A 13,143-nucleotide genomic window follows, 5' to 3' on the forward strand; every position below is an offset into this window, starting at 1 on the left:
CTACGGCTCACAGTTCACCGCCGGTGAGGTCGCCTCCGAGCACGCCGGAGAACCACAGTTCGCCGAGTGGTTGGTCACCGGATTCCTCGACGATGGCGTGCACCTCGTCAGCGGTGAGTGCCGGAATGATCGATGCCCCGTCCTCGTCGCGGTCGCAGACGATGAACTCCTCGGGTTCCAGCCGGTCCACCAGTGCGGGGGAGTGGGTGGCGACGAGGAACTGGCTGCGTGTGGAGGCCTCGCGGAGTCGTTCCACGATCAGTTCCAGGGCCTGGGGATGCAAGCCGTGGTCGATCTCCTCGACGCAGGTGAGGGCCGGCGGGTCCGGGTCGTAGAGCATGGCGAGGAGGCCGAGCAGGCGGACGGTTCCGTACGAGGCGTCGGCGAGCGGGGTGGGCCGGCGCAGGCCCCGTTCGCGGAGGATGACGGTCACCTGGTCGGCTGAGCCGCCGAGCCTGGCGAATTCGATGTCGTCGAGCTGGGGCAGCACGGTCCGGGCGTCGGCTACCAGGTCCTGCCAGGTCTCCTCGGCGGAGCTGAGGTAGTAGAGGAACTCCGCGAGGTTGTCCGCGTCGGGTGAGAGATCGAAGAAGCGGCTGCGGCGGAGGCGGGCAGGAAGTCGCGCGGCGGGTACGTCGACGTCGAACACCCGGAACGTGGAGAGCTGCTGGGCGACCTTGGAGACCTCTTCGCCGCCGTCCGAACTGGCCAGGCGCGGCAGGGTGGACAGCCCACTGCTCAGCCGCTGGATGCCGAAGCTACCGCTGTCGGACTCCTTCCCGGCCCGCTTGTCGACGACCTTGGCTTCCTCGCCGGAGACGGTGATGCGTCGGCCGCGTCCTTGTGTGCGCTTGAACTGGAAGCTCTCGATGCGGGACAGGCTGTAGGCGTCCTCGCTGCTGCGGAGCTTGCGGCGGCGGACGGTGAGCTCGTACTCGTCGGGTGCGTTGACGCTCGCGTGGGTCGTCCAGGTCGCCTTGAGCCGGATCGACATGGACGTGGGCGGCTTGGGACCACCCCAGAACGCGACCTCGTCGAAGCCGCCGCGTGCGTCCAGGGCGGGCTGGAGGTCGGTACGGATGATGTCCGAGAGCAGGTCGAAGACCTTCAGCAGGTTGGACTTGCCGACCCCGTTCGGCCCCACCAGGACGGTGAGGGGGCCGAGGAGGACGGTCACGTCACGGAGACTGCGGAAGTTCTCCACGTGGAGTTCGAGCAGACGGCCGGGCATGGTCGCGAACCTATCGGGTGAGTGGGATAGCGGTCATGTCATTCCGGGACGGGCGCGGTTTCCGGGGTGAGGGCCGGCTCGGGCGGGGGCCAGCGGCCTGCGGCGATCTCGGCATCCAGGCGGGCCTGGAAATGGGCGTGGGCGGCGCGCATTTCGGGTTCGCTGTGGGCGACGGGATGTCAACGGTGCGTCACGGGTGGATGTCAGGCGACTTTGCCGACGGGATGAGCGGGCGCACGTACCGGAGTTCGGGGATCATGGCCCCGCCCGTCTCCGAGGCCTCCTCCGCGCCGTCCGGCCGGAACCCGGCCCGCTCGTAGAAGCGGCGGGCCCGCGCGTTCTCCTTCAGCACCCAGAGGGACATCGCGGCGGATCCGTCCGCACGGGCCCGCGCGGTGACCTCCGTCAGCAGCGCGCGCCCGGTGCCCGTGCCGATGTGGTCCGGGTGCACGTAGAGGGCGTACAGCTCCGCGCTTCCGGGCCGGGCGCTCTCGTCGCGGCAGGGGCCGTAACAGGCCCAGCCGGTCACCGCGGCGTCCGGTGTCCCGGCCACCAGGTTCACCGGCCCGCCGCCTGCCGAGAGGCGTGCGCGCCGGCGCTCGGCGTCCTCGCCGACGTCCATCGCGTCCAGGTACGCCTGCGGGATCATTCCGGCGTACGCCCACCGCCACCCGCGCACCCGGATGTCCGCCACGGCGGCGCAGTCGTCGACGGTCATGTCACGTACACGCACGCCGGGGGCGTACGCGGGACCGGGGCGTGTGGTCACGCGCTCCATCCTGGCGTACGCCCCCGGTGGGGGGCCCGGTATTTCTCAGCCGCGGAAGCCGAGCAGACCGTGCAGTGTCTTGCCCTTCAGGTTCGCTCCGGCCTTCGTGGCGGGGGCCGGCTTCGGCTCCGGCAACGCGTCGCAGACCGCGTCCGCGCCGCTGCCGCCGCCCGACGGGAGGGTGCCGTCGGTGAGGTAGTCCACCAGGTGCGCGTCCAGGCAGTCGTTGCCGCTCAGGGTGATGCCGTGGTTGCCGCCGCCCTGCTCGACGACGAGGCTCGACCCCTTGAGCCTGCGGCTCATGGTGACGCCGCCCTCGTAGGGTGTGGCCGCGTCGTCGGTGGCCTGGAGGACCAGCGCGGGCGGGATCTCGTCGTTGGTGACCCGCACGGGCTCCAGCGGCTCCACCGGCCAGGTGGCGCACGGGGCGTTGTACCAGGTGTTGTTCCACGACATGAAGGGCGCCTTGCGGTGTGCCTGCCAGGTGTCGTTGCGCCAGGTGCTCCAGGTGCGGGGCCAGCCGGCGTCGCGGCACTGCACGGCGGCGTAGACGGAGTAGCCGTTGTCGCCGCTCCTGTCCACGGCCGCGAAGTCCTTGTACGCGGTGGCCAGCGCGTCCTGGTCCTTGTCGTTGACGTACGCGGCGAACGTCTCGGCGAGGCGCGGCCAGTAGCCGTTGTAGTAGCCGCCCGGCATGAAGGTGTCCTCCAGCTCGCCCGGCCCGACCTTGCCGGCCGCGGGGTGCTTCTTCACCGCGTCGCGCATCCGGTACCACGCGGCCTCGACCGCGGCCGGGTCCTTGCCGAGCTTGTACGTGGCGTCGTTCTTCGCGATCCACGCCATCAAGGCCTTGTGGCGGGCGTCGAACGCATGGTCCTGGCCGAGGTTGTCCTTGTACCAGACGCCGTCCGGGTCGACGACCGAGTCCAGCACCAGGCGGCGCACGTGCTCGGGGAACAGCTTGGCGTAGACCGCGCCCAGGTAGGTGCCGTACGAATATCCGAAGTAGTTGATCTGCTCTGCGCCGAGTGCCCCGCGGATGGTGTCGAGGTCCTTCGCGGCGCTGACGGTGTCCATGTACGGCAGCAGGTCGCCGTGCTTCTCGCCGCAGGCGGCGGCGAAGGAGGCGGCCCGGTCGCGCGCGGTCTTCTCCGCCTCGTAGGAGTCCGGCACGGAGTCGGGGCGCACGGGTTCGAAGTACTTCGGCACGCAGTCCAGGGCGGGGGTGCTCTTCCCGACCCCGCGTGGGTCGAACCCGATCACGTCGTACTGCGCGGCGAGCTTCGCGGGCAGCGAGGACGCGACGAAGCCCGCCATGGAGAGGCCGCTGCCGCCGGGGCCGCCGGGGTTGACCAGCAGGGGGCCCTGCGAGGTCTTCGCTGTGTGCGGGATCCGGGAGAGGGCGAGGGTGACCTTCCTGCCCGACGGGTTGTCATGGTCGAGCGGCGCGCGGACGGTTGCGCATTGCAGCGCCGGATACGTCTTCGTCCCGCAGCCCTTCCATGAGAGCGGTGCTGCGGCGGGTGTCGCGGTGGACGGCGCGGACGCGGTGGACGGCGCGGCGGTCACCAGACCCGCGACCGTGGCGCCGACGGCGACCAGAATTCCTGCACGTTTCGTCATAGGGCCTCCCGTGGTCGGGGAACGCGGCTGTGGGTGGCACAGCCCCCGCCGCATGCTTCCCGGATCCGGACCGGGCAGGACATATGTCGTCGAGAGTTGACCCGTTCGGGCAGGGAGACCGGTGCGGTCAGAGCAGGGTCAGCTGGGTGGGGCCCGGCGCGTGACCGTCCGCGAGGGCCGGCGGGGTCTCGCGGGCGAGGCGGCGGGCGCCGCCCCGGTCGGCCGGGCCGATGCCGAACTCGGCCGCGAGCTCGTGGACCCGGCGGGTGATGGATCGCTGGTACCAGGTCGGCGCGTACGCCCCGTCCGCGTACATCCGTTCGTACCGTCGCACCAGGTGGGGGTGGTGCTGTGCGAGCCACCGCATGAACCACTCGCGGGCGCCGGGCCGCAGGTGCAGGACGAGCGGCGTGACGGAGGTGGCCCCGGCGGCGGCGATGGCACGGACCGTGGCGCGCAGCTGGTCGGGGTGGTCGCCGAGGAAGGGGATGACCGGGGCCATCAGCACACCGCAGCCGATCCCGTTGTCCGTCATGGCGCGGACGACGTCGAGGCGTCGCTCGGGCGAGGGGGTGCCCGGCTCGACCGTGCGCCACAGTTCGGGGTCGGTGAATCCGACGGAGACGGAGACGCCGACCTCGGTGACCTCGGCGGCCTGTCGCAGCAGATCGAGGTCGCGCAGGATCAGAGTGCCCTTCGTGAGGATGGAGAAGGGGTTCGCGTGGTCGCGCAGCGCCGCGATGATGCCGGGCATCAGCCGGTAGCGGCCCTCGGCCCGCTGGTAGCAGTCGACGTTCGTGCCCATCGCGATGTGCTGACCGTGCCACTGGCGGGAGGCCAGATGACGGCTCAGCAGCTCGGCGGCGTTGACCTTGACGACGATCTGGGAGTCGAAGCCGACACCGGTGTCCAGGTCCAGATAGCTGTGGGTCTTGCGGGCGAAGCAGTACACGCACGCGTGGGTGCAGCCCCGGTACGGGTTCACGGTCCATTCGAACGGCATGCGGGAGGCCCCGGGCACCCGGTTCACGATCGAGCGGGCCCGGATCTCATGGAAAGTGATTCCCCTGAATTCCGGGGTGTCGAAGGTGCGCGTCGTCACCGCGTCCGCGGCGAAGAGCGCACCGTTACCCGTCTTTGTGGTGTTCTCTGCCAGATTGTCCCAGCGCATGAACGCCTCCTTCGTAGCACTCCGCAGAGAATAGAACATACGTTCCCTTGATCGTGCGCGGCGGAGCGTGAGGCCCGATTTTGAGGCGCCGTACCCGAGGTGGTTGGCTCAGCAGCACCCCGAACAACCGAGTGCTGGAGGAGCAGGCATGGCGCAGGTCGAGGCCACGACAGAGCGAATCATCGCGGCGGACGCAGAGACGGTGTTCGACGCGCTGGCCGACTACAAGGAGGTCCGGGGCAAGGTGCTGACCGGGCACTTCAGCGAGTACGAGGTGCGCGAGGGCGGGGACGGGGAAGGCACCCTCGTCCACTGGAAGCTCCAGGCCACGAGCAAGCGGGTCCGCGACTGCCTGCTCGAGGTCACCGAGCCCACCGACGGGCAGCTGATCGAGAAGGACCGGAACTCCTCGATGGTCACCACCTGGACCGTCACCCCGGCCGGTGAGGGTAAATCCAAGGCCGTCGTCTCGACGGTGTGGAACGGCGCGGGCGGGATCGGCGGGTTCTTCGAGAAGACCTTCGCGCCCAAGGGGCTCGGCCGCATCTACGACGAACTGCTGCAGAACCTCGCCACCGAGGTGGAGAAGTAACGCTGCTTCCCCCGGCTGTTGGCGTCGCGGCCGGCCTCACCGGAACGGGTGGTTTTCCGGGGTGGCCGGTTGCGCGTCGCAGTGCCTCCCACCGGCGCATAAGCCCTCTGAATGCGCCCTGCGTGCGCCCGGTCGCGTTTGCCCCGCCTCGCCGCCTGATGCGAGAAATGGGCGGCGCAGCTGCGACGAGGGGAGCGTTACGTGGTGGGTGGGATCACTCTGGTGAAGGACGAGCCGGGAGGCACGGAGTACGGGGCGCCCGGTTCCCGGGCGGCGCCCGGCACCGAGGCGGAGTACGCGCCGCCCCCGCCGCCGTCCGCCGCCGGGCCGTCCGCGCCGCCGGACGAAATCAGCCCCCGCAGGATCCGGCTGGTCTTCCTCGGGCTGATGCTCACCCTGCTGCTCGCGGCGCTCGACCAGATGATCGTCGCCACCGCCCTGCCGAAGATCGTCGGTGAGCTGCACGGCCTGGACAAGATGTCCTGGGCGGTCACCGCCTATCTGCTCGCCTCCACGATCGGTCTGCCGCTCTACGGGAAGCTCGGCGACCTCTTCGGCCGCAAGGGCGTCTTCCAGTTCGCGATCGTCGTCTTCATCATCGGCTCCGCCCTGGCGGGCTGGTCGCGCACCATGGACGAACTCATCGCCTTCCGGGCCGTCCAGGGCATCGGCGGCGGCGGGCTCATGATCGGCGTCCAGGCGATCATCGCGGACATCGTCCCGGCCAGGGAGCGGGGCCGCTACATGGGCCTCATCGGGGCCGTCTTCGGCCTCGCCTCGGTGGCCGGACCGCTCCTCGGCGGCTTCTTCACCGATCACGCCTCCTGGCGCTGGTGCTTCTACATCAACGTGCCGTTCGGCCTCGTCACCCTCGCCGTCATCGCCCTCGTGCTGAAGCTGCCCAAACCCGCGGTACGCCCCCGCCTCGACGTGCTGGGGGCGCTGCTGCTGGCCGTCGCGTCGACCTGCCTGGTGCTGCTCACCAGCTGGGGCGGGACGGAGTACGCCTGGGGCTCCCGGACCATCCTGGGGCTCGCCGCCGGGGCTGCCGGAACGACTCTGCTCTTCCTCGTCGTCGAACACCGGGCCGCCGAACCCATCATCCCGCTGCGCCTGTTCCGCGACTCCGTCTTCAACGTCACCTCGCTGGTCGGCGCGGTCATCGGGGTCGCCCTCTTCGGGGCGGCCAGCTATCTGCCGACCTACCTCCAGATGGTCGAGGGCGTGTCCGCCACCGAGTCGGGGCTGCTGATGCTTCCCATGATGGGCGGCATCGTCATCTCCTCCGTCGTCTCCGGCCAACTGGTCTCGCGTACGGGCCGCTACCGCGTCTATCCGCTGGTGGGCGGAGCCGTGTCGGCCGTGGGCATGTGGCTGCTCTCCCTGCTCGACACCGGCACCTCGGCGCTGGAGTACGGCATCTGGCAGGCCGTCCTGGGCATCGGGATCGGCCTCGTCATGTCCATCCTGGTGCTGGCCGTGCAGAATTCCGTACGCCCTTCCGACCTCGGCACCGCCACCAGCGCGCACAACTACTTCCGGCAGATCGGCGGCAGCGTCGGAGCCGCGATCTTCGGCACCCTGTTCGCCGGGCGGCTCGGTGACGCGCTCGGGGTGCGGCTCCCCTCCGGCGCCGATCTGCCCGACGCCGAGTCGATCACCCCTCAGCTGGTCCACTCCATGGAGCCCGCACTGCGCGACGCCTACATCCAGGCGTACGCCGACGCGATGCCGCGGATCTTCCTCTACCTGGTGCCGGTGCTCCTGCTCGGCCTGTTCCTCGCCTTCTTCCTCAAGGAGAAACCGCTGGTGTCCCACCACATCCCCCAGACGGCCCCCGACCCGACCGAGGCGCACTCCACGATCCCCGCGGCCCGCACCGACCCCGGCCCGCTCTCCGGGGTCCCGGTGTGCGGATGCGTCCAGCACCCCGACGGCACGACGGTGGGGCGGGCCGCCCTCACCCTCATCGACGTCCAGGGGCGGCAGGTCGGACGCGGAGCGAGCGCCGACGACGGGCGGTACGCGCTGAGCGCGCCAGGAGCGGGGGCCTACGTGCTGATCGCCGCGGCGGGCGGGCACCAGCCGCAGGCCGTCAGCGTCACCGTCAGCGACCGGCCGGTGGAGCTCGACGTGGTCCTGGGCGGGGCGGGACGGCTCGCCGGAGCGGTCCTCACACCCGACGGAGCGCCCGTCCGCGACGCGGCGGTCACACTCACCGACGTACGGGGCGAAGTCGTCGCGACGACCCGCACCGGACGCGAGGGCGCCTATGTCATCAGCGAGCTGGTGGCCGGTGAGTACACCCTCGCCGCCAGCGCGCAGGCCTTCCGCCCCGCCGCCCTCCCGGTCAGCGTGCAGGCCGCCCGGGAGACCAGGCAGGACATCGAGCTGGCGGGCGGCGCCGTGCTCCGCGGGATCGTGCGCGCTCCCGGCGGCCGGGCCGTCGAGGACGCCCGGGTCACGCTCCTGGACGCGGCGGGCAACGTGGTCGACACCCTGACCACCGGCTCGGACGGGGCGTTCCGGTTCGTCGACCTGTCGACCGGCGAGTACACCGTGATCGCCGCAGGCTATCCGCCGGTCGCCACCGTGCTCCAGCTCCCCGGAGGAGGCCGGACCGAACGCGACCTCCAGCTGGGCCACGAGGACTGACCGTCCGTCCGGCCCGGGGCGGGTGTGCGATCCGCACACCCGCCCCGCTCACGGCAGCAGCCGGGGCTTCCGCCTCGCCGCGACGTCCTCGACCCAGCCGAAGCAGACCACGGCGGCGGCGATCAGCACCCAGGCGACACCGAACTGCCACCAGGGACTGTCCAGCGGCAGATGCCGCTCCAGCGCCGGCACCTCCCACATGAGGTCGATCAGCGGCACCGAGGCCATCAGCGCCACCTCGTGCCAGAGATAGACCGTCACCGCGCGGGCGTTGAACACCGTGACGACCCGGTCGGCCACCCGGTGACGTACGAGTCCGTCGAAACGGGGCCTGAAGCGCAGCAGGAGCAGCACGAACCCGGCCGACCACAGCGCCTGGGCGAGCGGCAGATCGTCCAGGTCGAACGAGCCCTCCGCCGGGTGCCCGGCCGCCCACCAGGCACCCGCGGCCATCAGCGGCACCGCGACCGCCACCGCTCCCGCGCCGCGCAGCCGGCCGACCACACCGTCGCGGTGCGCGAACCCCAGCAGCCAGCAGAACAGGAACACCGAGGCGTCACTGATCGCGCTTCCCAGCCGGCCGTCCGGCACCCCGGACACCGTCTCCAGCACCACGACGGGCACCAGGGACAGGGCGAGCACGGGGAGCGGGGCGAGCCGGAAGAGGCGCAGCAGCAGCGGAGAGAGCAGGACGAACCAGAGATAGGCGCGCAGATACCAGAGCACCGCCCAGGCCTGCTCACCCCAGGCGTTGCCGGGCGGATCACCGACCGGCAGCACCCACAGCAGGACGTCGGGCCCCGGCACCCAGCCGTGCAGCAGCATCGCCACGCCGAGCACGAGCCCGAACAGCCACACCGGGATCAGCAGCCGCCGCAGCCTGCTGCGGAGCACGCCGGGAGCGGGCCGCTCCAGTGAGCGGGCCATGAGGGATCCGGCGAGCGCGAACATCACGCCCATGGACGGGAAGACGTATCCCAGCCAGGGCCACTCGAAGGTGTGGTAGGTCACCACCCGGACGAGCGCCACGGCCCGCAGCACATCGAAGGAACGGTCGCGGCCCGTGGCCGTGGCGGCCGCGGCGGGCGGCGCGAACGCCGCCCTGCGGTGCGCCCCGGCCACTACGAGGCCCCCACGTGGGGCGTGCCCACCTCACCCGTGCGTTTCAGCTTCTGCCAGCGCAGCCGGCCCCCGGTCGCCGCCGTGACACAGGAGTGGATCAGCACGAGGTACATCAACTGCCGGTAGGCGAGCTGCTGGAGGGGCATCATCAGCAGGTACCGGTACTTCTCCCGGTCGAGGCGGAAGGCGTACGCCGCGCAGAGCAGCTGCACGGCCAGGATCGCCAGCCAGGCGAGCAGCGAGGCCCGGAAGTCCACGAAGACCATCGCGTAGACGGTGAAGACGTCGATGAGCGGCGCGAAGACCGGTGTGACGATCTGGAAGAGGACGACGAGCGGCATGCCGACGCGGCCGAAGCGCCCGGAGGGCCCCCGGTCGGTGACGGACCGGCGGTGCTTCCACAGCGCCTGCATGGTGCCGTAGCTCCAGCGGTAGCGCTGACGCCACAACTGGCCCAGGGACGCCGGTGCTTCGGTCCACGCCCGGGCGTGCTCGGCGTAGACGACGCGCCAGCCCGCGCGGTGGAGCGCGATGGTGATGTCGGTGTCCTCCGCCAGCGTGTCCTCGCTCATCCCGCCGGCCTCCAGCACCGCCTGGCGGCGGAAGGCGCCGATGGCACCGGGGATGGTGGGCATGCAGCGCAGCAGGTCGTACATCCTGCGGTCCAGGTTGAAGCCCATCACGTACTCGATGTGCTGCCAGGCACCGATCATCGTGGACCGGTTGCCGACCTTCGCGTTGCCCGCGACGGCGCCGATGCCGGCGTCGGCGAACGGCTGGACGAGCTGGTGCACCGCGTCCGGTTCGAAGACGGTGTCCCCGTCCATCATCACGACGATGTCGTGACGCGCCTGCCGCACACCGTTGTTGAGGGCCGCGGGCTTGCCCGCGTTCTCCTGCCGGATCACCCGGACGTTGGGAAGGCCGAGCGATTCGGCTATCTCCGCCGTGCCGTCCGTCGATCCGTCGTCGACGACCAGGATCTCGATGGGATGTGTGCTCGCGGCGAGGGAGTTGAGCGTGGCGGCGATGCACTCCTTCTCGTTGTAGGCCGGAACGATCACCGTCACCGGCCCGGTCACCTCGGGGCCCCAGGTGAACCGGCGTCTGTTGCGCTGCCGGTGATGGCGCCGGGCGAGCAGGAGCATCAGGCCGAAGCGGCCCAGGACCGCCACCCCGACGACACCCAGCATCGTGGCCAGCCCCGGCACGGTCCACTCCGCGACCGTGACCGCGGCGAGCAGGGCGCGACCCTCCCACACGCTCGCGGTGTCCGCCTTGCGGTGGGCGGCCTGCGCCGAGTCGCCCTGTGCGCCGCCGTCCTGTACGGGGCCCGGGGGAGCGGCAGCGTCCGCGTCCTCGCCGTCGGCGCCGGCCTGCTGCTGGGCGCCGCTGACGGTGGTGAAGGTGTAACCCTTCGCCTTCATCTTCTTGATGTACTCCGGCAGCGCGGCCAGGGTCTCGGAGCGGTCGCCGCCCGCGTCGTGGAAGAGCACCGAGGCACCCTCGCCGTCCTCCGGCGTAGCCCACTTGACGATCTTGGAGACACCCGGCCGCTGCCAGTCCTCGCTGTCGGTGTCGATGAACACGCTGGTGTAGCCCATCGCGCCGAGGCGCTCGTAGACGGGCCAGCTGTAGTCGTCGATCGCATCGGTCTTCGAGGAGTACGGGGCGCGGAACAGCGTCGTCGTGATGCCGGCGGCGCCCGCCAGCGCGAGCTGCGTCTGGGCGATCTCCCGCTTGACGCGGGCCTCGCTCTGATAGGAGAGATCGACGTGGGTGAAGGTGTGGACCCCCACCTCGTTGCCCTCGTCGACCATCCTGCGGACGACGTCCGGATAGCGCGCGACCATCGAGCCGACGAGGAAGAAGGTGCCCGGCACGTCGTTCTCGTCCAGGATGTCCATCACCTTCCCGCTCCACTCGGGATCGGGGCCGTCGTCGAAGGTGAGCACGATGGTCTTGTCCGGCACGGACTGCGTACGGGCGGTACCGCCGGGGAAGCTCAGGATCGGCCCGCCCTCCAGCACCTCGGCGGGCACCGAGTCCGCGGAGGCTCCGGTCCGGACCCGCTGGTCGTCACCGATCTCGGCGCGCAGATAGCCGTCCAGCAGCATCATGCAGACGAGCCCCAGCAGAAGCAGCAGGGCCATGATCACGCGGGGCCGGGGGACGGCCTGGCGCCCCACGCGGCTGATCCTGCCGGGCGTGGCGTGCCGACGGCGGGAAGCGGCCATCAGTTCGCCCCGCCCGATGCCGATGCCGACGCCTGGCCGGACGGCGTCGCTCCGCCGGACGCCGGCGGCGTCGGCGCGCCGCTCGGGGGCGCGGTCCCGCCCGGTGGCATGCCGTAACCCGGCCGGGTCCCGCCTCCCGGGCCGGCTTCGGCGGCCGGGCCGCCGTCGAAGGGGAGCAACTGCGAAGGGGTCACGGAGATGCCGCCCATGAAGGCGAGCCCCAGCACGGCGGCGTAACCGACGCAGACGGCGCCCAGGAGCATGCCGGCGCGGCGCAGCAGCCTGGCCCGGCGCCCGGAGCCGTCCACGAAGACGGGTCCCTCCTGCGGCTGTTCGGCCGCGCGACGGCGCTCGGCGGAACGGGCCGGGCCGGCGTGTGCCCGGCGTCGGCCGTGCGGCGCCGGGTCTTTCTCGATGACGGGGTCGGATTGCATGTGCGCATGGTGGCGAAGCTTGATGTGCGAAGTCTGAAGCTTTCCTGGCCGCTCGCTGTGAAGAGGGTCCGAACCTGTCGGACCGCTGAGAGTACGCCGACCGCGATACGTCGGCTCTGTGCCGCTCGAACCCTGCCCATCAGGGGAGTTGGCCGTTCCGGGCGGCCGCTGCCGGTCCTTTTCCATGAGTTTCCTGTGTCTTCGGGCCGGTCCCCGGTGTGAGAGGTTCAAGGCGTCCCGGCAGCACCGGCTGCCGTTCCGGACGACATTCCGAAAGCAGGTGCACACACGTCATGCGAAGGCGCACACGGGTTTCCTCAGCCGTTGCCGGGTTGATCGCGCTCGGCCTCGCGTGCTCGGCCTGCTCGCCGGGCGGCGTCGCCGATCAGTCGAAGGGCTCCGCGCAGCCCCCACCGGCGGCCGCGCAGACCGCCTACACCCCGTACGTGAGCGCCACGACCGCCGCCGACACGGACAGCGCGGGCTCTCCGGACACGTACAACCTGGCCTTCGTCACCTCCGCCACCTCCGGCTGCACCCCCCTCTGGGGCGGCACCGCCGCTGCCGGCAGCGAGGCGGTCGCGGAGCGCGCCGAGGCGCTGACCGGTACCGGCGCCGACATCCGGGTGTCCTTCGGCGGCGCCGCGGGCACCGAGGCGGCGCTGGCCTGCGACAGCGCGGAGGAGCTGGCCGACGCCTACGCCGAGGTGCTCGACGCGGTCGGCGCCACGAAGGCCGACTTCGACATCGAGGGCGACGCGCTCACCGACACCGCCTCCGTCACCCGCCGCGACGAAGCACTGGCCCTGCTCCAGGAGAAGCGCGACCTGGACGTCACCTACACCCTGCCCGTCATGCCCGAAGGGCTCGAGGAGACCGGGGTCGCGATCCTGGAGGACGCGGTCGACCAGGGTGTCGACATCTCGGCGGTCAACATCATGGCGATGAACTACAGCACGTCCCACAGCGGCGACATGGGCGACTACGCCGAGCAGGCGGCCGCCGCGGCCCAGGCCCAGCTCGTGGACGTCCTGGGGCTGTCGCAGGACGCGGCGTGGAAGGCGCTGCACATCACCGTGATGATCGGGGTCAACGACGTCGAAGGGGAGACGTTCACCCTCGACGACGCGGCGTCCCTGCGTTCGTACGCCGCCCGCCGAGGGGTCGGCGCGCTCTCCCTCTGGGCGGCCTTCCGCGACCAGCAGTGCACCTCGGACGAGGACAAGGGGACCGCCTCGGACACCTGCAGCGGAGTCGACCAGGAAGCGGGAGCGTACGCCGAGGCGCTGAGCGGCTGAGAGGCGGCCGG

The 13,143-nt window shown here is 71.1% G+C and carries 10 protein-coding genes; 3 read left to right on the top strand and 7 right to left on the bottom strand.

The features are described 5' to 3' along the window. Positions 1-7: 7 nt before the first annotated feature. The 4 genes from ACIQM3_RS29355 to ACIQM3_RS29370 form a co-directional block, all read right to left on the bottom strand. The gene (locus ACIQM3_RS29355; protein ID WP_401629525.1) at positions 8-1,231 is read right to left on the bottom strand and encodes an AAA family ATPase; all 1,224 of its coding nucleotides are present in this window, start codon (positions 1,229-1,231) and stop codon (positions 8-10) included. 190 nt (positions 1,232-1,421) lie between these two features. Continuing rightward, positions 1,422-2,009 (bottom strand): GNAT family N-acetyltransferase, encoded by a 588-nt coding sequence (locus ACIQM3_RS29360; protein WP_401629527.1) that lies wholly within the window; start codon positions 2,007-2,009, stop codon positions 1,422-1,424. A gap of 36 nt (positions 2,010-2,045) precedes the next feature. After that, complete coding sequence (locus ACIQM3_RS29365; RefSeq protein ID WP_401629530.1) at positions 2,046-3,623, bottom strand: alpha/beta hydrolase; 1,578 nt, start codon at positions 3,621-3,623, stop codon at positions 2,046-2,048. Positions 3,624-3,750: 127 nt separating this feature from the next. Continuing rightward, entirely contained in the window at positions 3,751-4,794 is a 1,044-nt protein-coding gene (locus ACIQM3_RS29370) for an Rv2578c family radical SAM protein (RefSeq protein ID WP_401629533.1), read from the bottom strand. A gap of 148 nt (positions 4,795-4,942) precedes the next feature. Here ACIQM3_RS29370 and ACIQM3_RS29375 point away from each other — a divergent pair, with 148 nt between their 5' ends. Beyond that, positions 4,943-5,386: an SRPBCC family protein gene (locus ACIQM3_RS29375; RefSeq protein WP_104783865.1), complete on the top strand. Its 444-nt coding sequence runs from the start codon at positions 4,943-4,945 to the stop codon at positions 5,384-5,386. Positions 5,387-5,587: 201 nt separating this feature from the next. Then, entirely contained in the window at positions 5,588-8,041 is a 2,454-nt protein-coding gene (locus tag ACIQM3_RS29380; protein WP_401629536.1) for an MFS transporter, read from the top strand. Positions 8,042-8,089: 48 nt separating this feature from the next. Here the strand turns inward: ACIQM3_RS29380 and ACIQM3_RS29385 are convergent, their stop codons facing one another. From ACIQM3_RS29385 to ACIQM3_RS29395, 3 genes are read right to left on the bottom strand one after another with little or no spacing between them, the layout of a single operon-like run. After that, the gene (locus tag ACIQM3_RS29385) at positions 8,090-9,163 is read right to left on the bottom strand and encodes an acyltransferase family protein (protein WP_401629539.1); all 1,074 of its coding nucleotides are present in this window, start codon (positions 9,161-9,163) and stop codon (positions 8,090-8,092) included. Beyond that, complete coding sequence (locus ACIQM3_RS29390; protein WP_401629542.1) at positions 9,163-11,400, bottom strand: bifunctional polysaccharide deacetylase/glycosyltransferase family 2 protein; 2,238 nt, start codon at positions 11,398-11,400, stop codon at positions 9,163-9,165. Before ACIQM3_RS29390 ends, ACIQM3_RS29385 begins: the two co-directional genes overlap by 1 nt. After that, positions 11,400-11,834, bottom strand: a complete 435-nt coding sequence (locus tag ACIQM3_RS29395) for a hypothetical protein (RefSeq protein ID WP_401629544.1) — start codon at positions 11,832-11,834, stop codon at positions 11,400-11,402. The genes ACIQM3_RS29390 and ACIQM3_RS29395 overlap by 1 nt, the downstream gene beginning before the upstream one ends. A 293-nt stretch (positions 11,835-12,127) precedes the next feature. Between ACIQM3_RS29395 and ACIQM3_RS29400 the strand changes: the two genes are divergently transcribed. Continuing rightward, the gene (locus tag ACIQM3_RS29400) at positions 12,128-13,132 is read left to right on the top strand and encodes a hydrolase (RefSeq protein ID WP_401629546.1); all 1,005 of its coding nucleotides are present in this window, start codon (positions 12,128-12,130) and stop codon (positions 13,130-13,132) included. The last annotated feature ends 11 nt before the right edge of the window (positions 13,133-13,143 follow it).

This window comes from Streptomyces sp. NPDC091271 (assembly GCF_044757505.1).
Taxonomy (GTDB): Bacteria; Actinomycetota; Actinomycetes; order Streptomycetales; family Streptomycetaceae; genus Streptomyces.

Coding starts and splice junctions, on each gene's coding strand:
- ACIQM3_RS29355 (WP_401629525.1), bottom strand. CDS start 1,231: ATGCCCGGCCGTCTGCTCGAACTCCACGTGGAGAACTTCCGCAGTCTC.
- ACIQM3_RS29360 (WP_401629527.1), bottom strand. CDS start 2,009: ATGGAGCGCGTGACCACACGCCCCGGTCCCGCGTACGCCCCCGGCGTG.
- ACIQM3_RS29365 (WP_401629530.1), bottom strand. CDS start 3,623: ATGACGAAACGTGCAGGAATTCTGGTCGCCGTCGGCGCCACGGTCGCG.
- ACIQM3_RS29370 (WP_401629533.1), bottom strand. CDS start 4,794: ATGCGCTGGGACAATCTGGCAGAGAACACCACAAAGACGGGTAACGGT.
- ACIQM3_RS29375 (WP_104783865.1), top strand. CDS start 4,943: ATGGCGCAGGTCGAGGCCACGACAGAGCGAATCATCGCGGCGGACGCA.
- ACIQM3_RS29390 (WP_401629542.1), bottom strand. CDS start 11,400: ATGGCCGCTTCCCGCCGTCGGCACGCCACGCCCGGCAGGATCAGCCGC.
- ACIQM3_RS29395 (WP_401629544.1), bottom strand. CDS start 11,834: ATGCAATCCGACCCCGTCATCGAGAAAGACCCGGCGCCGCACGGCCGA.
- ACIQM3_RS29400 (WP_401629546.1), top strand. CDS start 12,128: ATGCGAAGGCGCACACGGGTTTCCTCAGCCGTTGCCGGGTTGATCGCG.